At 54.4% G+C, this 20,825-nt stretch carries 21 protein-coding genes; 5 read left to right on the top strand and 16 right to left on the bottom strand.

The window, feature by feature from the left end:
* Positions 1–134 precede the first annotated feature (134 nt).
* Positions 135–1,241 (top strand): histidinol-phosphate transaminase, encoded by a 1,107-nt coding sequence (gene hisC, locus ACTJI9_RS21680; protein ID WP_440810883.1) that lies wholly within the window; start codon positions 135–137, stop codon positions 1,239–1,241.
* A 3-nt stretch (positions 1,242–1,244) separates the two neighbouring features.
* Positions 1,245–2,174: a prephenate/arogenate dehydrogenase family protein gene (locus ACTJI9_RS21685; RefSeq protein WP_115055509.1), complete on the top strand. Its 930-nt coding sequence runs from the start codon at positions 1,245–1,247 to the stop codon at positions 2,172–2,174.
* Here ACTJI9_RS21685 and ACTJI9_RS21690 read toward each other — a convergent pair.
* Positions 2,169–3,188: a DUF2125 domain-containing protein gene (locus ACTJI9_RS21690; protein WP_440810885.1), complete on the bottom strand. Its 1,020-nt coding sequence runs from the start codon at positions 3,186–3,188 to the stop codon at positions 2,169–2,171. The two genes, ACTJI9_RS21685 and ACTJI9_RS21690, sit on opposite strands and share 6 nt — an antisense overlap.
* 226 nt (positions 3,189–3,414) lie before the next feature.
* Between ACTJI9_RS21690 and ACTJI9_RS21695 the strand changes: the two genes are divergently transcribed.
* Positions 3,415–3,942 carry a gamma-glutamylcyclotransferase gene (locus tag ACTJI9_RS21695; RefSeq protein WP_115055583.1) on the top strand — a complete coding sequence of 176 codons (528 nt, stop codon included), beginning with the start codon at positions 3,415–3,417 and terminating at the stop codon, positions 3,940–3,942.
* Here the strand turns inward: ACTJI9_RS21695 and ACTJI9_RS21700 are convergent.
* The 4 genes from ACTJI9_RS21700 to ftsE form a co-directional block, all read right to left on the bottom strand.
* The gene (locus ACTJI9_RS21700) at positions 3,939–4,724 is read right to left on the bottom strand and encodes a lysophospholipid acyltransferase family protein (RefSeq protein ID WP_440810889.1); all 786 of its coding nucleotides are present in this window, start codon (positions 4,722–4,724) and stop codon (positions 3,939–3,941) included. The genes ACTJI9_RS21695 and ACTJI9_RS21700 overlap by 4 nt on opposite strands.
* Positions 4,725–4,832: 108 nt before the next feature.
* Positions 4,833–5,468 (bottom strand): YdcF family protein, encoded by a 636-nt coding sequence (locus ACTJI9_RS21705; protein WP_440810891.1) that lies wholly within the window; start codon positions 5,466–5,468, stop codon positions 4,833–4,835.
* A gap of 153 nt (positions 5,469–5,621) precedes the next feature.
* A complete protein-coding gene (locus tag ACTJI9_RS21710) occupies positions 5,622–6,620 on the bottom strand; it encodes a cell division protein FtsX (protein WP_336442344.1) in 999 nt (332 codons plus the stop codon).
* The gene (gene ftsE, locus ACTJI9_RS21715) at positions 6,613–7,272 is read right to left on the bottom strand and encodes a cell division ATP-binding protein FtsE (RefSeq protein ID WP_115055501.1); all 660 of its coding nucleotides are present in this window, start codon (positions 7,270–7,272) and stop codon (positions 6,613–6,615) included. Before ftsE ends, ACTJI9_RS21710 begins: the two co-directional genes overlap by 8 nt.
* A 200-nt stretch (positions 7,273–7,472) precedes the next feature.
* Here ftsE and hpt point away from each other — a divergent pair, with 200 nt between their 5' ends.
* On the top strand, positions 7,473–8,009 hold the full coding sequence (gene hpt, locus ACTJI9_RS21720; RefSeq protein WP_115055499.1) for a hypoxanthine phosphoribosyltransferase: 537 nt from the start codon (positions 7,473–7,475) through the stop codon (positions 8,007–8,009).
* Positions 8,010–8,027: 18 nt separating this feature from the next.
* Here hpt and ACTJI9_RS21725 read toward each other — a convergent pair whose 3' ends face one another.
* The 5 genes from ACTJI9_RS21725 to argH all read right to left on the bottom strand — a co-directional run bounded on the left by ACTJI9_RS21725 (position 8,028) and on the right by argH (position 13,917).
* Complete coding sequence (locus ACTJI9_RS21725) at positions 8,028–10,574, bottom strand: TIGR02302 family protein (RefSeq protein ID WP_440810895.1); 2,547 nt, start codon at positions 10,572–10,574, stop codon at positions 8,028–8,030.
* 118 nt (positions 10,575–10,692) lie between these two features.
* Complete coding sequence (gene lysA, locus ACTJI9_RS21730) at positions 10,693–11,958, bottom strand: diaminopimelate decarboxylase (RefSeq protein ID WP_440810898.1); 1,266 nt, start codon at positions 11,956–11,958, stop codon at positions 10,693–10,695.
* 17 nt (positions 11,959–11,975) lie between these two features.
* Entirely contained in the window at positions 11,976–12,161 is a 186-nt protein-coding gene (gene lptM, locus ACTJI9_RS21735) for an LPS translocon maturation chaperone LptM (protein ID WP_115055579.1), read from the bottom strand.
* A gap of 35 nt (positions 12,162–12,196) precedes the next feature.
* On the bottom strand, positions 12,197–12,424 hold the full coding sequence (locus ACTJI9_RS21740) for a hypothetical protein (protein WP_115055493.1): 228 nt from the start codon (positions 12,422–12,424) through the stop codon (positions 12,197–12,199).
* A 92-nt stretch (positions 12,425–12,516) separates the two neighbouring features.
* On the bottom strand, positions 12,517–13,917 hold the full coding sequence (gene argH / locus ACTJI9_RS21745; RefSeq protein ID WP_115055491.1) for an argininosuccinate lyase: 1,401 nt from the start codon (positions 13,915–13,917) through the stop codon (positions 12,517–12,519).
* A gap of 36 nt (positions 13,918–13,953) precedes the next feature.
* Here argH and tlpA point away from each other — a divergent pair, with 36 nt between their 5' ends.
* Entirely contained in the window at positions 13,954–14,625 is a 672-nt protein-coding gene (gene tlpA, locus ACTJI9_RS21750) for a thiol:disulfide interchange protein TlpA (RefSeq protein WP_336442347.1), read from the top strand.
* A gap of 242 nt (positions 14,626–14,867) precedes the next feature.
* Here the strand turns inward: tlpA and ACTJI9_RS21755 are convergent, their stop codons facing one another.
* From ACTJI9_RS21755 to ACTJI9_RS21780, 6 genes are all read right to left on the bottom strand, one after another.
* A complete protein-coding gene (locus ACTJI9_RS21755) occupies positions 14,868–16,772 on the bottom strand; it encodes a DEAD/DEAH box helicase (RefSeq protein ID WP_440810904.1) in 1,905 nt (634 codons plus the stop codon).
* Positions 16,773–16,922: 150 nt separating this feature from the next.
* Positions 16,923–17,399, bottom strand: a complete 477-nt coding sequence (locus ACTJI9_RS21760) for a YaiI/YqxD family protein (protein ID WP_440810906.1) — start codon at positions 17,397–17,399, stop codon at positions 16,923–16,925.
* A gap of 2 nt (positions 17,400–17,401) precedes the next feature.
* Positions 17,402–18,025 carry an exopolysaccharide biosynthesis protein gene (locus ACTJI9_RS21765; RefSeq protein ID WP_307280339.1) on the bottom strand — a complete coding sequence of 208 codons (624 nt, stop codon included), beginning with the start codon at positions 18,023–18,025 and terminating at the stop codon, positions 17,402–17,404.
* Positions 18,026–18,048: 23 nt separating this feature from the next.
* Positions 18,049–18,930 carry a 3-hydroxybutyryl-CoA dehydrogenase gene (locus ACTJI9_RS21770; RefSeq protein ID WP_440810949.1) on the bottom strand — a complete coding sequence of 294 codons (882 nt, stop codon included), beginning with the start codon at positions 18,928–18,930 and terminating at the stop codon, positions 18,049–18,051.
* A 115-nt stretch (positions 18,931–19,045) separates the two neighbouring features.
* Positions 19,046–19,975, bottom strand: coding sequence for an FAD-binding protein (locus tag ACTJI9_RS21775; RefSeq protein ID WP_115055481.1), 930 nt, complete (start codon positions 19,973–19,975; stop codon positions 19,046–19,048).
* 22 nt (positions 19,976–19,997) lie between these two features.
* Positions 19,998–20,747 carry an electron transfer flavoprotein subunit beta/FixA family protein gene (locus tag ACTJI9_RS21780; RefSeq protein WP_307280332.1) on the bottom strand — a complete coding sequence of 250 codons (750 nt, stop codon included), beginning with the start codon at positions 20,745–20,747 and terminating at the stop codon, positions 19,998–20,000.
* Positions 20,748–20,825 lie beyond the last annotated feature (78 nt).

Genomic DNA, 20,825 nt, shown 5'->3' on the forward strand with positions numbered 1-20,825 from the left:
CGTAGAGTCCTGCTGAAACAGATTGGGGCGTAGCTATGGTCGCGCATGGGCCAAAGTCAAGTTGTTCTCGACATCTCGTCTCCAGACAGTTATGTCCGCGACGGAGATTTTTGCCGCTTAACGGATGAACAATCATGTCAACGACATTGCAAGACCTACGTCCAACACCAAAAACCGGTTTGCTTGATATTGCGGCCTATGTGCCCGGCAAGGAACATGCGCATGGTGTTGCCAAGGTTTATAAGCTGTCATCGAATGAATCTCCGCTTGGCGCGAGCAAACTTGCCATTGAAGCATTTGGGGCTGCGGCAAGAAATCTTGAAATGTATCCCGATGGTCAGGCCAATGCCCTGAAGCAGGCCATCGCGGAAGTACACGGCCTGAATGCCGGAAATATTCTTTGCGGCAATGGCTCCGATGAATTGCTTGGCTTGCTGTGCCAGACCTATCTCGCGCCCGGCGACGAAGCGATTTATACCGAACATGGTTTCATGGTGTATAAAATCTACATCATGGCTGCCGGCGGAACGCCTGTTGTCGCCCGCGAAAAGAACGAGCAGGCTGAAGTTGACGCAATATTGAATGCGGTGACGACGCGCACGAAAATCGTGTTTCTTGCCAATCCGAACAATCCGACCGGCACCTATCTGCCTTTCGAAGAAGTGCGCCGCCTGCATGCGGGACTGCCAAAGAATGTGCTTTTGGTTCTCGATGCGGCCTATGCGGAATATGTTCGCCGCAATGATTACGAATCTGGCGTAGAGCTTGTTTCATCATCTGAAAATGTGGTGATGACACGCACATTCTCGAAAATTCACGGGCTTGCAGCTTTGCGCATCGGCTGGATGTTCGCGCCTGCCCATGTGGTCGATGCCGTTAACCGGATACGTGGGCCATTTAATCTGAATTCCGCCGCCATTCTGGCCGGTGCTGCCGCGATCCGTGATCGGACGCATGTCGATCAGGCGATTGCGTTCAACGAAAAATGGCTCCCTTGGCTGACGGAGCAGCTGACAGAGCTTGGCCTGCGGGTAACGCCATCGGTGGGAAATTTCCTGCTTGTGCATTTTCCTGACAACGCGGCCAAATCGGCAGAAGCGGCAGACGCCTATCTGACGAGCAAGGGCTATATTTTGCGCCGCGTTGCGGGATACGGATTTCCCAACGCGTTGCGCCTTACCATTGGATCCGAAGAAGCCAATCGCGGCGTAGTCGCTGCACTCTCCGAATTCCTGAAGTAAAAAATGTCCAAGCCTCATTTCAATACAATCGCACTGATCGGCATTGGCCTGATCGGATCGTCACTGGCACGCGTGATCAAACGCGAAGGTCTGGCCGACCATGTCATCATTTCCACACGCAGTGAAAGCACACTGGCACGGGCCAAAGAACTTGGTCTCGGCGATGCTTATACGCTTGATAGTGGTGAAGCCGTCAAGAATGCCGACCTCGTCGTGGTTTCCGTCCCGGTTGGCTCCTCCGGCGCCGTTGCAAAGCAGATTGCCGGTTTCTTGAAGCCCGGCGCAATCGTAACCGATGTGGGATCAACCAAAAGCTCTGTCATTGCGCAGATGCAGCCAGAACTGCCTGCAAATGTGCATTTCATTCCAGGGCATCCGCTGGCGGGAACGGAATATTCAGGTCCCGATGCCGGTTTTGCCGACCTGTTTATCAATCGCTGGTGTATTCTGACGCCGCTTGAGGGCACTGATGCGACTGCCATCGAAAGGCTGAAGACATTCTGGGAGGCCTGCGGCTCGCGGCTAGACACGATGGATCCGGCGCATCATGATCGGGTTCTGGCGATTGTTTCCCATCTGCCGCATCTGATCGCCTATAATATCGTCGGTACAGCCAGCGATCTGGAAGAAGTCACCAATTCCGAGGTCATCAAATACTCGGCTTCCGGTTTTCGTGATTTCACTCGCCTTGCCGCATCCGATCCGACGATGTGGCGCGATGTGTGCCTGCACAACAAGGACGCGATCCTCGAAATGCTGGCGCGTTTTTCCGAGGATCTTGCATCATTGCAGCGCTCTGTGCGCTGGGGCGATGGCGACGCGCTGTTTGATCTTTTTACCCGCACACGTGCCGTGCGGCGCGGTATTATCGATGCAGGGCAGGAAATCGACGCACCGGATTTCGGACGCCAGAAGGCAACGCCGCCCTCATAGAGAGGGCAGACGCCCGATACGGATGAAACCCACCGACATTTTCCCGTTTTTCACGGTAATGGGAAGTGTCGGTGCGCCGTTTGCATCTTTAGGCACGAAAGCCATCGCCTGAAGTACGGATGAGATTGTGTTTTCTTCGCCAGGCAGAATGCCGCGCATTGCCTGGGCGACACCTTCCGGATTGCGCATGGTCACGTTGAAATCGCCGCTGATCCGGCCTTCATTATCGACTGAGAACGGACCGGAAATCGCAATGCCGCTGCCGTCGGCAAAGCCCAGATCGACATTGTTCAACAATCCCGATTGACCACGCAGAATCGTTATATCTCTTTCAGGCTTTGCCAGAAGCGCAAAGCCATTTTCCAGCTCAATATCGGCGGCGCCCGTCAGCTCAGGCAGGGGATGCTCATAAACGATATTGTCTGCGATTTTCAGCTTTTCAAATGACCACGCGATGTTCATTTTTGGCTCAGTGGTTGAAAAGCTAAGCTTTCCACCCTTCATGATGGCAATGGGCGCGCTCCCTGCCGCCGCATTGCGCTGATTGACAACAATATCATTGCCCTGAACCGAAATCTGCTTGGGCAGCGGCTTATCGAGGCGGACGCTGGAGCCAAGATCTTTCCAGGTAATGTCCAAGGGAACCATGCCGGGCGCATCGATAGCGGCTGGTCCTTCGATCTGGCTGACAATGCGCATTGGATCGTAAATCTGTGCAGCGGCGTTGAAACTGCCTGCCACGACGGAAAGCTGTTTCGCCTGATCGGCCCAGCCGACTTTGGTGCACTCAAGGCCAAGCCTGAGCGGATAACCGCTGGCCGCAGCATTGTCGCAGGTGGCGTCGATGCCCTTCTGCTTGAAGGCGGCAAGGTTTGTTGCCACACGCGATTCAAGCTGGTTGGCCAGATAAAACCATCCGCCCGTATAGATGATCGCCAGCAAGATGATGAAGCCTGCCAGATATTTGAGAAACTTCCCCGACTTGCGGATTTCAGTGGTGCTGCTTGACGGCATGGTGCGGCTCTCGCTATCGGTCAGAAGATGATGTGATTCAAATCTAGTGGAGTGAATTTGACATTTGATTCCCATCCGATCGCAAACTGTTATACAAATGTCAAATTCGAAAACTCCACTAGAAACATAGGCTTACTAGTGGTCTTGTTGATTCTAACATTTGCTGCGAGCGTGATCGAAACGGGATGCAAATGTTAGAATCAGACCACTAGCTATCGGGATGGATATGGGCGATTTTTGGGTCTTTGGCTATGGTTCACTCATGTGGAAGCCCGGCTTTGCACATGTAGAGACGCATCATGCCCGTCTTCATGGCTATCGCAGGGCACTGTGCGTGCGCTCCTATGTGCATCGCGGGACGCCGGAACGTCCGGGACTTGTACTCGGCCTGGATCGTGGTGGTTCCTGCCTTGGCATGGCATTTCGCGTGCCGGGCGAGCTTGAAGACGAAGTGGTGGCCTATCTACGTGAGCGCGAGCTTGTCACTCATGTCTATCTTGAGCGCCGTCTTGGCATACGGCTTCCCGATGGCCAGAGGGTCGAAGCCTTGACCTATATTGTCGACCGCAATCATGTTCAGTATGCGGGGTCGCTCTCGGTCGCCGAAGCTGCGGAGGCTGTATGCGGTTCAGTGGGCGTGTCAGGCCGCAATGAGGACTATGTGCATAATACGCTCGACCATATGCGCAAGATGAATATACGCGACCATTGGATGGAAGCGGTGGCCGCTGCGGTGGACCACAACAAGGCTTAGATTTCCACACCCAGTTCTTTGAGGCGCCTGACGGCGGTGGGAGGCATGGGAGGCGGGTTGGCGGAGGTTGCTGCTTCGACCAGTAATTCGTCACAGGCGGCCTCTGTGACTTCCTGAAGCTTCCTCAAAAAGGCGTCATTATCCATTCCGGGCTGGATGGGCGGCAGGATACGGCAGCGGATAACCCCGGGGTGACGCAGAAATCTGCGGCGGGGCCAATAGAGGCCTGCATTGTGCGCGATAGGCAGAACCGGAACGCCAAGTTCGCCGTATATATGTGCAACACCATATTTATAAGCGGGCGGGGCTCCCGGACTGGTGCGTGTGCCTTCGGGATAGATCATCAATTGCCGGCCTCCCGACACGGCAAAATGCGCGCCTTTGACGGCCGTCTTCATCGCCGCAGAGCGTTTGCCACGATCAATAGGCACCATTTTCATTTTCTGGATGTACCAGCCAAAAAGCGGAATCCACATCAGCTCGCGCTTGAGAATGTAAACCGGGTCGGCAATATAGGGCAGGAACGCGTAGGCATCCCAGAAGGACTGGTGTTTCGGCGCGCAGATATAGGGGCCATCCGGTATATTCTCCAGGCCCTCAATTTCCATATCTGTTCCGGCGAAAACCTTTTGCAGCCAGAGATTTGACCGCGCCCAATTCTTCGGAATGGCCCAAGCCCGTTTACGCGGGCTGAGAAAATAGTATGGCGTGAAAATGATCATCTGGACGATCAGGTTCAGGTAGAAAAGCACATTGAAGATGATCGACCGGATTATTGTCATGGAGATCTCGTTGAGGGTTGCAGGCTCGTTATGCGTGGTGAGCCCTTCCTGAGCTTGTCGAAGACGAACCACGCACCATGTATATGCCAGTTTCTGACGTGGAATTGGCTATTCCCTGATCTGATGCAGCAATTTATCAGTGACACTCGAAAAACTGTCAGGCAATTGGGCGCGGACAATGGCCCCCAGATATTTGATATATTCCATCAGCAGAACCCGTACTACCTGTCCTCGCGTTATCCAGTCACCCTCCTTGAGATTGGTGTTCGTGATTGGATAGGCAATGAATTCGATTTCCTGCGAGGCGCGGCTGAGTTCGAGCATGGTGCGGGGAATGTGGTAGTTGTTGGTGACAACAATCACGCGCTTATAATGGTTGGCGCTCGCCCATTTAATGCTTTCAACCGCATTGCCCACCGTATCAAGGGCAGACCGGTCGATATCGACACAGCATTCGAACAATGTTGCATCGCCACCAGTGACGCGTTGCAACTCGCTACGCTTGGTCGAGGGATGCACGCCGCTGATGAACAAACGTTCGCCGCGCTTGTTCTTGAGCAATTCCAAAGCGCCCTCAATGCGTGAATAGCCACCTGTCAGGACGACGATACCGTCAGCGGGCTCGGTAATATCGGGTATATCGAGCGTGGTGACGCGATCGCTGAAGACAATAAACCCACCGATGAACAAACCTATCGCAAGAATCGCAAGCAGGAACAGAAAACGCACGAAATATCTGCCCATGGTCGCAGACAATCCACGGGTCCGTGCTACGTCCGCATCGGGGGACTTGTTGCTGTCGTTAAGGCCGTCCATCTTGTGCCGTAAATGCCTTGCTCGAGTGCTTCTGCCGCTCATAAACTGGAAGCGATACTTCTATAAAATAAAATGAATATTTCAGGTGTCGTGATTTTCGCCCGTGCGTCCATCAACTTGTCTTAAATGCGCTATGACTGTCATTCGTGTTGTAATCATGGTCAGAACGCTGACCGCCAATATGATCAAAACTACACCCGTATATCCGCCGGATCCAATGGAGAAATTGCCGAAGAGCGCTGTCGCCTGATCGGCTTCGGGTGTTGCCAGATTACGCGATGACCACCATCCGATCATCAGAAAAATGAACATGGCAAGCGCACCGCCAAAAGCTGCACCTTTAAGTGCTGTCCAGAAAAAATGGCGCTCGAACTGGCGGGCGACGAATTTTTGTTCCGCGCCGATGAAATGCAGCACTTCAATAATATGGCCGTTACCGGCCATCGCTCCGCGCGTGGCGAAAATCACGGTGAGGACGGTTGCTGCAACGACAAGAGAAAGCACGCCGGTGCCGATGAGAACAGTCGAACGAGCCATGGAAACCAACCGGTCGACCCATGTGCGATGATCGTCGAAACTGGCTGCCGGTATCTGCCCGACGAGCATGCTGCGAAGCGCTGCGAAATCTGGAGGCGAGGCTTCGTCGAGCGTAACGACCACCAGCCGGGGAACAGGCAGTTCATCAATATCGAGTCCGGTTCCAAGCCATGGTTCGAGAAGGCGGGCTGTCGCATCCCGGTCGATGATTCGCGTGGATTTCACGCCGGCAAATCCTTGCGCAATTTTACTCGCTTCAGCGAGCATTGCTTCCATGTCCTGACCTTCCACCGGCCTGATCTGAATAGTCGCTTCGGTGGAAATCTGACTTTGCCAGGTGGCGGCTGTCGATTGAACAAGGCTGACTGAGCCGACGGTGAGGCAGGCGAGGAAGGTCATGATGGCGATTACGATCATCAAGGCATGGCCAACCACATTGCCTGCGGGCACGATCGGTGCTTGTCCGCTGTTTTTGCGGATACGGGTCCAAAGCCTGTCCGCCAATTCGATGGCTCGATCCTTGAGGGCAGCGGCATCAATCATAAACGTCGAGCCTTCCCTGATCGAGGATCATACGCCGCGCATTGATCTGGTCCATCAGGGTCAAATCGTGGGTGGCAATGACAACGGCTGTTCCGGAGCGGTTCAACTCGCCGAAAAGGCGCAGGAGACGCCGCGCCAGGGGCGGATCGACATTGCCCGTCGGCTCGTCGGCAAGCAGAATTTCCGGTTGATCTATCAAAGCGCGGGCGATAGCGGCACGCTGTTTTTCACCGCCGGATAGCACAGGTGGTAGCACATGCATGCGCTCGCCAAGTCCTACCCAATGCAAAAGCTCTTCGACCTCTGCGCGATAGGTCGCTTCTTCCTTGCCGCGTACCCGCAAAGGCAAGGCGACGTTTTGATAGGTGGTCATATGATCGAGCAGCCGGAAATCCTGAAAGACCACGCCTATGCGCCGGCGCAGCATTGGCATTTCCCTGGACGAAATTGTTGCAATATCCTTGCCGAAGACGGTGATGGAACCGCGTGTCGGCTTGAGTGTCATGAAAAGCAGGCGCAGCAATGACGTTTTACCTGCACCGGAAGGTCCGGTGAGGAACTGAAATGATCGCGGCGATATGTGGAGGCTGACATCACGCAAGACCTCCGGGCCCATCCCATACCGCAATCCGACATTCTCAAAACGAATCAAGTGTGCTTTCCGATCTTATCTGCAACGTGTTCTATTTTGCGCGAGCCGATTTGACCACCCCAACAAACATGAACCAGCATGACTGGAAACATGAATTTTATACGGCAGCGCCGGTTTTTGCATTTTGGCTGATGATCAGGCTATAGGTGCGGGAGCTATATGAAGAAATTCGGTCTGAAAACGCGCCACAGGAAACTTGCATGCCAAAAGTCGGGACTAAAAATATTGATGTTCTTTTCAGTGCCGAAACAATTGCCGCGCGCAATCTAGAACTTGCCAAAGCAATCGTGGCGCGAGGTTTTGAAAACCTGCTTGTTATCTCGATCCTCAAGGGCTCGTTTATTTTTGCCGCCGATCTGATCCGCGCCATGCATGATGCCGGTGCAGAACCGGATGTGGAGTTCATCACTGTCTCCAGTTATGGCAAGGGCACGGAAAGCACTGAAGTGCGACTTATGCGCGATATTGACAGCGATGTGCATGGCCGTGACGTACTTTTGATCGATGATATTCTTGAATCAGGACGCACATTGAAGTTTACGCGCCAGCTCATGCTCGAACGCGGTGCGCGCAATGTCTATATTGCCGTGCTGCTGGACAAAAGCGTCAAGCGCAAGACCGAAATAGAGGCTGATTTTAAAGGATTCGAATGCCCGGACTATTTCGTTGTCGGTTACGGCATGGATGTCGGCCATTCATTCCGGCAACTGCCTTATGTCGGTGTGGTTCGCGATTAAAGCCCAACATTTTTCTGATCAATTGAACTTGAGCAGGCGCTCCAAATAATCCTTTTCCATTTGCGGGCTGAGCGAATTACCGAGCCGCTTGCGGATGGCGTCCAGAATTTCACGCGCGCGCTGAATATCGATCTCGCCGGGGACTTTGGTATTGGTGCCATCATCGGGCCCGCCGTCGCGCTGCGGGCGGCCGAGAGGATCGCGCCCCCCGGTTTGCCGTTGATCGCCTTGCCCGGTTTGTCCCTCTTGCCCCATGGCCTCCTGCATCTGTTTCATCATGTCCTGACCACCACGACGCAGCGCATCCAGCGCATCGCTTTGCTGGCCGAGTGCCTGATCGCCATCGGCTTGACCGAGTGATTTGCCAGCTTCACCCATTGATTTGCCTGCCTGGCCAAATCCTTCACCGGGCTTGATACCCATGCCTTCCAGATCTTTCATCAACTGGCCGAGTTCGGATTGGAGCTTGCCTTGGCCTTGCTGAAGATCGCGCAGGGCCTTGGCAATTTCCTCTTCGGACATTTGTCCTTGCTCACCCTGTTCGCCTTGCTGCTCCTCGCCAAAGTCCTGCTGCATGCCCTGTTGGCGCTGCTGTTCCAGCCGGTGGGTCTGGTTCATCATGTCCTGTTGACGGCGCATCAGCTCACCGAGCTTGTCCATCTGCTGTTTCATCTGTCCCTGCTGGCCTTGTTGAGCCTGTTGCTGCTGGCCCATCTGCAGGTTGTTCATCATGTTTTCGAGCTCGGACAATAATTGCTGTGCCTGATCCTTAGAGCCCTGCTTGGCAAGCTCTTCAATCTGGTTCAGCATTTTATCGATATCCTCCTGCCGTAGCTGTTTGGCATTTGGATTTTGCGCCATGTTCGGGTTTTTCTGAGCTTTCTGCGCAAATTCACGCAGAAATTCCTTCATGGCATCGCGCAACTCAGCCATGCGCTTTTCGATTTCCTCCTGGCTGGCACCCTGTTCGATGGCATTTTTCAAGGCTTCCTGCGCTTGCCGCAGTCGCCGCTCCGCATCAGACAAGGCACCATCCTCAATGCCGCGGGCGACGTCCCACATATAGCTTACTACCTCGCGCAACTGTTCATCGCTTTTTGCGAGGTCAAGGCGGGAACGAACACTGCGCAACCCAAGATAGTGGGACGAGTTTTTGATTGTCTCTTCCGGCCACATTGTGATTGCGTCCAGCATTTCCAGCACATTGGGCTTGGCATTGGCATTCAGCGCCAAGTTGCGGCGTTGTTCAATCAACGCGCGAGCAAGCGGATTGGCGAATGGTCGCTCGGGCATGACGAAAGTTTTGACTTCGCTGCGGGCTTCCTGCTTTGCGTCGTCGGACGCAATGAGAGTCATGCGGATTTCAGACCCAGACCATGGGTGCTGGGTGAGATCCTTGGTGGTTTTAGTCTCCTTGGCTTGTTCACCGCGACGCGGCAATGCCAACGGCAATTCCGGAGCGGAATAGAGCGGTCGTGCATCCTTTTCGGCAGGCAGTGCCTGTTCGATTTTTGCCTGTGCAGCTATCGCGCCATAATCGTCCTTGATCTCATAAAAGACGTCCATCGTGCCATTGACGGCGCTGGAAGGCTCCTTGGTAAAACGGATTGCGGGCGGCTGGTCTGGAATGATTGTGAAGCCCCAACTGGAGAGGGCAGAGCGGCCATTCACCAGATCAATAGAACTGTTTTGATCAAGTGTGAGTTCAAAATTTCGTGGTGTTGCTTTACCAGTTGCCGAGTCTTCGATCTTAGGCGTTTCCCTGGCTGCAATCTCTACCGATTTTCCATCAGACAGCTTCTGTGTGAGAGCTTCCGATCCACTGCCACCGATAATGCGGACAACAAGCGTGCTGTTTTGGGGTACTGAAAACTGCGTGTCGGCCGAATTGCTTGCGGTGGTCAGAAATAGCGGAGCGCGACCTGTATAACGCGGAGGGGTAACCCAGGCGTCAATACGAGGCCGTATTGCATTGCTCGCGGCATGGCTGAGAAATGCATCGCTGATGCGGCCGCCCAGCGGTCCACCGGAAAAGGCAAAAGCAATGACGAGCAGCAGCGCAGCAACGCCGCGCAAAGCCCAAGGGTCGCGTTCAGCAATCCGCGTCTGGGGCAATCCGCTTTGCAGATTGGCAATGCGTGTTGCCATGCGCTTGCGATGCTCGCTCCACAATGCCTGCGCAAAGGGATCAGTGCTGTTGGCTGCAAGCTCTTCTGTCTGCACGGTAATGGGCTGGTGCGCCAGTTCATTGACGTTTTCAAGCCGCTGCGTGATCTCTGACGGGCGAGGTAAGCGGAACTTCAGCAGCAGATAGACGCAAACAGGGATGCTCAGCAGAAAGAGGGCAAGCAAGGCTTGCCTTGCAAGATCCGGCATAAGGCGAAACAGGCCGAACCATGCCACGCTGAGGAAGACTGAAATAACAAGCAAAAGGGGCAGCAAGAGCGGCCAAAGGCGCTCAAGCGCGATCATCAACCATGCGGACAAACGGAGGCGATCGATATTTTTCAGAATATCGAATTTGATGCTGGTCGCTTCCCGTTCTTCCGGGTTGTGATCGGCCATTCTCGCTCCATCTTTCCGGTATCGGCATTACCAGACAAAGCTAACAATACCACTCATCATGGCAAAGGCGAGGCCTTACCCGGCAAAACGCAATCATACTTCTGTGTAGGCGTGAAAATTAAAGCCAGTCCGGAATGGAATCGAGGCCGATCAATTCTTCATAGCTTGTGCGTGGACGCACCACATGGAACTGATCGCCATTGACCAGAACCTCAGGCACGAGCAGCCGCGTATTATAGGTGCCAGCCTGAACCGCGCCATAGGCGCCCGCTGTGCCAATTGCGATCAAATCACCCGGGGCAGGACGCGGTAGGTCACGATCCAAGCCCAGATAGTCACCTGTTTCGCAAACGGGGCCGACAACGTCGCCGCGAATCCGGGGATGATTGGCCGTAGGTTCCTTGACGGGGCGGATAATGTGGAACGCATCGTAAAGCGTGGGCCGGATGAGGTCGTTCATGGCCGCGTCAACAATGATAAAGTTACGCGCATCGCCTTCCTTGACGAAGATTACCTCGCTGACAAGAATCCCAGCATTGCCAACAATAAGTCGGCCCGGTTCGAAAATCGTCTTCAATCCCAGCGGCTTGATATGTTTTTGAACGATCTGCGCGTAGGCATCGGGCAGTGGTGGTGGATTGTTGTCGAAGTGGTACGGAATACCGAGACCACCGCCAAGATCAACATGCTTGATATCATGGCCATCGGCCTTCAGCTGCCCGACCAACTCCGCCAGCAGGCGGAATGCATCGTCGAAAGGCTCAAGATCAGTGATCTGGCTGCCAATATGCATGTCCACGCCAACAACCTTTAGCCCCGGCAGCCTGGCTGCCTGTGCATAGATTGAACTTGCCTTGGCCAGGGGAATGCCGAACTTGTTCTCGGATTTCCCCGTCGAAATCTTCTTATGGGTCTTTGCATCGACATCGGGATTGATGCGCAGCGAAACTGGCGCGATCTTTCCCGCCGCAACGGCACGACTGGAGAGAATGGCAAGCTCTGGCTCGGATTCGACATTGAAACAACGAATGCCGGCGCTCAATGCGAGATCCATTTCGCTGGGCTTCTTGCCGACGCCGGAAAAAACGATTTTCTCGGCTGGAATGCCAGCGGCGAGCGCGCGGCGCAATTCACCTTCAGAAACCACATCGGCGCCAGAACCAAGTCGCGCAAGCGTTTTCAGGACTGCTTGATTGGAATTTGCCTTGAGCGCGTAGCAGACGAGCGTGTCCATGTCGGCAAAAGCTGCCGAAAACACTTTGAAATGACGCTCGATCGTTGCTGTCGAATAACAGTAGAATGGTGTCCCGACAGCCTTGGCGATTTCAGGAATACTGACGCCTTCGGCATGAAGAACGCCGTCTTTATAATCAAAATGATTCACGGAAAATCCAGCTTGCTCTAGATCAATGGGTCAAGAATAAAACGCTTGTCCTGGACGGGCGGCGCCACAGTTTTCGGCTCGCCGGGCATTGATGTTACGGAAGCGGGCGGTGGCTCCAGTGCGCCTTTGCGGCCACAGGCCGATATGGCGCTTACGATCGCGATCGACATAAGAATTGTCGATAATAGGGAACGGCTTGTCATTGTTGATCCTGTCGTCCGAAATGGGTCTGCCATGTCTAAAGCCTTTCTTGTTCAAATAGAAGCAGTTCTGTTTCTCGGATGGCGAGATAATTCACGCGGAAGGTGGCGAAGTCGATGTTTATCCACGTCCGATGCCGCCTGACAAAGTGATTGGCCGCCAGCCGGAAACCCAAAGGCCGGGTGAATTTGGACCAAATCCATCGGGTTTCAGCTTCGCCCGATGGATAAACATCGGTCTCGCAAAACCCCTCGACCTTGTCCACAAATTCCCTCCGGCAGAACGATTCTATTTGAGCAAGAAAGGCTCTAGCCTAAGAAGGCGCGCTTTGCACCCCCATGGCCGGTCAATGTTGTTTTACAATTTCGCAATGCGCTTTTGCCAGAATTTGATCTGCTTGCGCACCTGTTCCGGAGCCGTTCCGCCATAGGATTTGCGGCTGCGCACGGATTTGTCCACAGTCAGGAATCCAAAGATGGCAGCGGTAATCCCCGGGTGAATCTGCTGCAAATCTTCCAACGACAATTTACCAAGGTCGATCTTTTTCTGCTCGGCAAGGGCAACTGCCCGGCCGGTGACATGGTGTGCCTCGCGGAAAGGCAGGCCAAGTTCCCGCACCAGCCAATCGGCCAGGTCGGTGGCCGTTGAATAGCCCGAACCCGCGGCCTTCTTCATTGCGGCGGTGTTGACGGTCATATCACCAACCATGCCAGTCATGGCGGCAAGCGCCAGTTCCAGCGTTTCTGCAGCGTCGAATACGGCTTCCTTGTCTTCCTGCATATCCTTGGAATAGGTCAGAGGCAGGCCTTTCATGACTGTCAGCAGAGCGACGAGCGATCCGGTGATGCGGCCAGTTTTGGCGCGAACCAACTCGGCAGCATCGGGGTTCTTTTTCTGCGGCATGATGGAGGAGCCGGTCGAAAAACTGTCGGACAGTCGAACAAAGCCGAACTGGGAAGTAGACCAAATGACAATTTCTTCAGCCAACCGGGAAAGATGGGTCGCAGTGATCGCAGCTGTTGACAGAAATTCCAGCGCATAATCGCGGTCAGACACGCTATCGAGCGAATTGCGGGTCGGTTCGCGGAAACCCAACGCTTTTGCCGTCATATGCCGGTCAATCGGAAAGCCGGTTCCGGCAAGGGCTGCGGCGCCGAGCGGCGATTCGTTCATACGTTCAATTGCATCTTTGACTCGGCTCAGATCGCGGCCAAACATTTCGACATAGGCCATGCAATGATGACCAAAGGTGACGGGTTGCGCGGTCTGGAGATGGGTGAAACCTGGCATCAGGGTTGCTGAATGTTCTTCGGCGCGCTTCAGAAAGGCCTCGATCAATTTCTTGAGCAGCACCGCAGTCTTTTCAAACTCAGCTTTTACCCATAGGCGAAAGTCGACCGCGACCTGGTCATTGCGTGAGCGTGCAGTGTGTAGCCGGCCCGCCGATGCGCCGATCAGTTCGGCAAGGCGCGACTCAACATTCATGTGAATGTCTTCAAGTTTGCGTGAGAAAGTGAACTTTCCGCTCTCGATCTCTGACAATATCGTGTTCAGGCCGCTTGTGATCTTGTCGTAATCGTCGCTCGCAATTATGCCGGTTTTCGCAAGCATGGCTGCATGAGCAAGGGAACCTTGAATGTCCTGGGCGTAAAGCTTCTGGTCAAAGCCGATGGAAGCATTGATTTCTTCCATGATCGCGGCAGGACCTGAGGCGAAACGACCGCCCCACATTTCATTGCTATTCTTCTTGTCGGACATGGAAAACGCCTTGAGTGTGAAGCGGAAAGAACGGAAATGACAGACGGCCCACGACAAACGCCACGCAATAGCAACAAAAAGATCATCGCCCTTGCCGCGCTCGCCGGCATTGCCGCCGGTGCGGTTGCGGTATACGTGATGGAACGGCCATCTGGCAATATTGCCACCGTGACTAATACGGCTGATCAGTGCCCGATGAAGGCAGAGGGCGCAAAAGCGATTGATGCTGCCGCTGTTGGTGCCATTGCCGCCATGCGCGGTGCCGACAAGCCGCAATCCATGTCGAGCTTGTCCTTCACCGGACCGGATGGCAAGCCGGTGCGCATCAGCGATTTCAAGGGCAAGACATTGCTGGTCAATCTGTGGGCGACCTGGTGCGCGCCATGCCGCGAGGAGATGCCCGCACTTGATGCGCTGGAAACAAAAAAGGGCAGCGACAAATTTGAGGTCGTCACGATCAATATTGACACGGGTGACGATACGAAACCCAAAGCATTCCTGAGCGAGATCGGCGTCAAGTCGCTCGATCTTTACCGTGATCCATCAATGGGCGTGTTCAACGAGCTTAAGCGGAAAAGTCTGGCCTTTGGGCTCCCGGTTACAATGCTGGTCGATAAGGAAGGCTGCCAGATCGCAGCGATGAACGGCCCGGCAGACTGGTCCAGCGATGACGCTCTGCGATTTGTGGATGCCGCTTTGGGTCTTTAGAAAATTGTATCAGGACCGCTGGATTGGCAAATTCATTATGCGTGCTTCGACAAGCTCAGCATGAGGAAGGTGGAGATTGGCAGGGAACGAGTTCTGACATGTTACGAGACGACGTCGCAGGTAGATGTTGCAACCCACTAACTTCCTCATGCTGAGCTTGTGGAAGCACGCACCAAGCTCATGCAAAATCATTGCATATTCCTTATCTCCCTCGCAAAGAGGGAGATAAGGAAGGCAATTGCTTACTCGCCAGTTGTGGCGGCTTTGCGAGCTTTTTTTGCTTTGTATTTGTCAAAACCCTGCAATTCACCGGGCTTGCGTTCCTTTGGAAGCTTTTTCGGCTTTTCCGCTGTCCAGCCTTCCGGCTTTGCCTTTGCAGGTTTGGCTGCCCACTCTGTACGTGGATTGGTATCGTTGCCGCGCGGCTTGCGGTTGTCGAATTCGCGCTTCTCGCCGAAATTCTTCTTCGGCTTGAAATCGCTGCGCGGAGCAGAACCGCCGGGACCTTCACTGCGGGTGATATTTACACCCTTTTCGCCTGTACCGAACTGCTTGATGCGTGCAAGGAAAGCATCAGCCTTGCTGGCGGTAATCTCAAAGCGTGTTTCCGTTTCCAGAATTTTGATTGAGCCGACATCGGTCTTGGTAATATCACCGGCCTTGCAGATAAGCGGCAAAAGCCAACGTGGTTCGGCGCGTTGCTTGCGACCAACACTGACGCTGAACCATGCGCCGCTTTCAAAATCGGTAAAGCGATCCGAGCGCGATGTCCGTTCGCCGCGGCCCGGGCGGTCTTCAAAGCTACCCTTGCGGATAGGCTCAAGAACATGGGACGGGGTATTGGAAAGCTCTTCTGGCGCAGGGCGAGCAGCCATTTGCTGGCGTAAATAAGCAGCAGCAATCTGTTCAGCGGAATGAAGGGCGAGCAATTCGCGTACGAAATCTCCCTCGTCCTCGGTTATGACTTCAGACAGAGAAGGATCATTGAGGATGCGGTCATTGTTGCGCTTGTTGATTGCGTCGGCATCCGGTGGCGGCACCATCGTTGTCGTTAGTTTTGCACCTTGCAAAAGACGCTCGGCAGTGCGGCGACGCGAGGCCGGCACGATCAGAACGCAGATGCCCTTACGACCCGCGCGACCTGTACGGCCACTGCGGTGCAGAAGCGTTTCTGAATTGTTCGGCAGATCGGCATGGATGACGAGATCAAGATTAGGCAGATCAATACCGCGAGCGGCAACGTCGGTGGCAACACAAACACGGGCACGACCATCACGCATGGCCTGCAAGGCATTGGTGCGTTCAGCCTGGCTGAGTTCACCCGACAGGGAAACCACAGAGAAACCACGATTTGACAGGCGGCTGGTCAAATGTTTGACGGCCTCACGGGTCGAACCGAAAATGATCGTGTTCTGTGCATCGTAGAACAGCAACGAATTGATGATCGCGTTTTCACGCTCACGCGGTGCAACCGGCATGATGTGGTATTCAATATCCGCATGCTGCTCGCGGTCATTGGTGGCAGAAATACGCAGCGCGTCTTTCTGGAACTGTTTTGCCAGAAGCGCGATAGGTTTCGGCACTGTTGCAGAGAACATCAGTGTGCGGCGATCTTCCGGCGCTTCACCGAGGATGAATTCGAGATCTTCGCGGAAACCGAGATCGAGCATCTCGTCGGCCTCATCCAGAACCACTGCGCGCAGTTCTTTCATGTCGAGCGAGCCACGGCTGATATGGTCACGTAGGCGGCCCGGTGTGCCAACAACGATATGCGCGCCTTGCGAAAGGGCGCGGCGCTCCTTGGTCATGTCCATACCGCCAACGCAAGAGGCGATGCGCGCCCCGGTTGGCTCATAAAGCCATTCCAATTCGCGGCGAACCTGCAAAGCCAATTCGCGTGTGGGCGCAATCACCAGTGCATAGGGCGCGCCGATAGAAGTGAAGCGATCTCCATCTTCCAGAAGAGTCGGTGCGATGGCGATGCCGAAGGCAACGGTCTTGCCCGAGCCGGTCTGGGCGGAGACGAGAAGATCTGCTCCTTCGGCTTCAGGAGCGAGAACTGCAGTCTGAACGGGTGTCAGGGTCTCGTAGCCACGGGCTTTCAAAGCACCGGACAGCGCCGGAGCGATAGAATCGAAAATGGTCATAAATGAACTTTCAGTGCTGGTTTTGGGCGTGTTTTTAGCTCGGCGTCAATGGAGCACGAGCGGCACGCATATAGCTTTGTTGCGCTCTCGTAGAGCCTGCGACGCGTTCCGTCAATGCCACGAAACGCATAGCTCCCATCCACTTACCCTTCAGGAGGTGAAGCCCGCACGTTTCAACCGCACAATAGCGAGATCAAGCGCAGAAAGAAAGGAGGAACGATCTTTTGGTGAAAATGGTCGCGGTCCACCCGTGATCTGGCCCGCCGAACGCAGTTCATCCATGAGGTTACGCGTTGCCAGGGTATTGCCGATGGATGCCTCGGTAAATGCCCGACCCGTTGGGGAAATGGCGTCTGCACCGGCTTTTACGCAGCGGCTTGCAAGTGGAATATCGGCAGTGACGACCACATCGCCCCGGGAGACCCGCTCGGCAATCCAGTCATCGGCGGCGTCAAAACCGTCGCTGACAATGACCCGCTCGATCATCGGATCGCGCGGGATTGCCATCATGGAATTGGACACGACGAAAACCTTGACGCCATATCTTTCCGCAACACGATAAATTTCTGCTTTTACCGGGCAGGCATCTGCATCGACGTAAATGGATATGTTTTTCTGTTCTGTCATTCTCAACCAAAAATATGCAGCGCGGCCAAACCTACAGAGGCGCCGAGCCCGATAGCAATTCCAGCTGCCAGGGCCGCAACAAGAAATCCTGTTCCCAACCATACGCCGTCCTGTTCGCCAAGACCAATTGCCAGCAGGATTATGCTCAATGCCGGTATCTGGTTAATAAGCGGAATCGGCAAAATGACGATCAGGGACATTGAAAGCGCAACGATACTGACGACCCGTTCGACGATAATTTGCGGCAAGAGCCAATAACGCGGACGGGCAAGCCGCTCAAAACGTGTAAGAACGCTTTCCAGTCTGGCGATCCCGGAACGATAGGTTTCTATCCGCATTGATTTGCGCCGCAGAAAGGCCGGAAACCACGGATTCTCGAAGCCAATCAACATTTGGATGGAAAGCAGAACCAGTGGAATGCCGAATATCGTGGATGAACCCGGCGGTAGTGGAATCAGATTTAATGCGGAAAACAGGATGAGCAAGGCGCCAAAGCTGCGTTCCGACAAGGCGACAAGAATGTCGTCGAAGGAAATTCTGGTCGCGTCTGTGTCCCCAAGCTCAACAAGAATGGTGGATAGCCGCTTTGTTCCGGCAGAATATTCCGCGTCCTGTTGGCTATCCATGGGATAATTTCATGCGGGCATGATCAGCGTGTCGGAACGGGATTTTCCCCGCGATAATCATAAAAGCCACGACCGCTCTTGCGGCCCAGCCAACCGGCCTCGACATATTTGACGAGAAGCGGGCAGGGTCGATACTTCGAATCCGCCAGACCATCATGCAAGACCTGCATGATCGAAAGGCATGTATCAAGGCCGATGAAATCAGCCAGTTGCAGTGGGCCCATCGGGTGATTTGCGCCGAGCTTCATGGCTGTATCAATGGCATCCACAGAGCCGACACCTTCGTAAAGAACGTAAATGGCTTCGTTGATCATCGGCAGCAGGATGCGGTTAACGATGAAGGCCGGGAAATCTTCCGAGACAGTCAAGGTCTTGTCGAGGCTGGTAACGAATTCGCGCGCACTTTCGAAGGTGGTGTTCTCGGTCGCGATACCGCGAATGAGTTCAACCAGCTTCATCACCGGCACCGGATTCATGAAGTGAATGCCAATAAACCGTTCCGGGCGATCGGTTGTCGCAGCGAGCCGTGTGATGGAAATCGATGAAGTATTGGTGGCGAGGATCGCCTCCGGATTGAGGTTTGGACAAAGCTGCGCAAAAATCTTGCGCTTGACTGTTTCATCCTCGGTCGCCGCTTCGATGGCAAGATCGACACTGGAAAGGTCCTCCATGCGCAGAGCAGGGCGGATATGCGCCATGGCTTTTTCGCGTGCCGCCTCATCGAGTTTGCCGTGCGAGACCTGCCGCGCCATATTGCCATTAACGGTGGCTATAGCCTTTTCCAGCTGTTCGGCAGACTGGTCATGGATCAAAACGTCATAGCCGGCGACGGCACATACATGAGCAATGCCGCTGCCCATTTGCCCCGCTCCGATAATGCCTACAGTCTTGATCGATCCAGCCATGTTTCCATCCGTTTGTTTGTTCAAGCCCAAACTTCCTAGCACCAAAGTAAATGGCCGGGGTAGCTTTCGTCTACCCCGGCCATGCAAATCATTTCAAACTTGCGGCTATATTTTTTTACAGCGCCTTTTCAAGTTCCGGCAGGATAACGAAGAGATCGCCAACGAGGCCGTAATCGGCAACCTGGAAAATCGGTGCTTCTTCGTCCTTGTTTATGGCAACAATGACCTTGGAGTCCTTCATGCCGGCCAGATGCTGGATCGCGCCGGAAATGCCCACGGCGATGTAAAGGTCAGGCGCGACAACCTTGCCTGTTTGTCCAACCTGCCAGTCATTCGGTGCATAGCCAGCATCGACAGCCGCACGCGAAGCACCAACCGCAGCGCCGAGCTTGTCAGCAACCGGGAGGATCACTTCCTTGAACTTTTCGTTAGAGCCAAGAGCACGTCCGCCGGAAATGATGATCTTCGCCGAGGTCAACTCAGGACGATCGCCACCGGAAAGCTTTGCTTCAACAAAGGTCGAAAGGCCAGGATTGGCAGCCGCCGAAATGGTCTCGACGGAGGCTGATCCGCCTTCGCCAGCAGCGGCAAAGGTTGCCGTGCGAACCGTGATAACCTTCTTGGCATCGGTGGCCTGCACCGTCTGCAAGGCATTGCCCGCATAGATCGGACGCTTGAATGTGTCAGCCGAGATAACTTCGATAATGTCTGACACCTGCATGACATCGAGCAGCGCTGCAACGCGCGGCAAGATGTTTTTGCCGTTGGTGGTGGCAGCGGCGATGATCGTGTCATAGCCGTCGGCAATCGAGACGATCAATGCAGCGGTAGCTTCGGCGAGGCGGTTGGCCAGATCATCGCTATCGGCCAGCAAAACCTTCTTGACGCCCGCAAGCTTGGCAGCCTGATCTGCAACGCCCTTGGCGCCTTTTCCGGCTACCAGCACATGCACATCCGAACCGATGGCGAGCGCTGCGGTCAAAGCCTTGGCTGTCTGGTCGGAAAGGGTTTCGTTATCGTGTTCGGCAAAAAGAAGAATAGCCATGGTGAATTCCTTATCCTTTTCCTTAAAGAACGCCAGCTTCGTTCTTCAGCTTGGAGACAAGCTCCGCAACGTCCTTGACCTTCACACCAGCCTTGCGTCCGCCCGGCTCTTCAGTCTTCAGGACCTTGAGGCGCGGCGCAGTGTCAACGCCGTAATCAGCAGCTGACTTCTCATCGAGAGGCTTCTTCTTAGCCTTCATGATATTGGGCAGCGAAGCATAACGCGGCTGGTTCAATCGCAGATCGGTGGTGACGATTGCCGGCAAAGTGACTTCAATGGTCTGCAGGCCGCCATCAACTTCGCGTGTTACCTTGGCCGACTTGTCACCAAGTTCAACCTTGGAGGCGAAGGTGGCCTGGCTCCAGCCGAGCAGCGCTGACAGCATCTGGCCGGTCTGGTTGGCATCGTCATCGATTGCCTGCTTGCCAAGAATAACGAGCTGCGGCTGTTCGGCTTCAACGACGCCCTTCAAAATCTTGGCGACGGCCAGCGGCTCGACAATATCGTCGACCTTGACCAGAATGGCACGGTCCGCACCCATGGCGAGTGCTGTGCGCAAAGTTTCCTGCGCCTGCGCCGGGCCAATCGACACGACGACAACTTCCTCGACCTTGCCGGCTTCCTTCAAACGAAGCGCTTCCTCGACCGCGATTTCGTCGAACGGATTCATCGACATTTTCACATTTGCAAGCTCAACGCCTGAACCGTCACCTTTGACGCGGATCTTGACGTTGTAATCGACTACCCGCTTTACCGGTACGAGGACTTTCATGGGGACTCCCTCTTCAACATTCAAATGACAGCTTTAACTGTCCTATCACAGTACCTGCTTGCCGGATGCCGACATTGA

Origin of the sequence: Phyllobacterium sp. 22552 (assembly GCF_052044585.1) — a bacterium.
GTDB lineage: Bacteria > Pseudomonadota > Alphaproteobacteria > Rhizobiales > Rhizobiaceae > Phyllobacterium > Phyllobacterium ifriqiyense.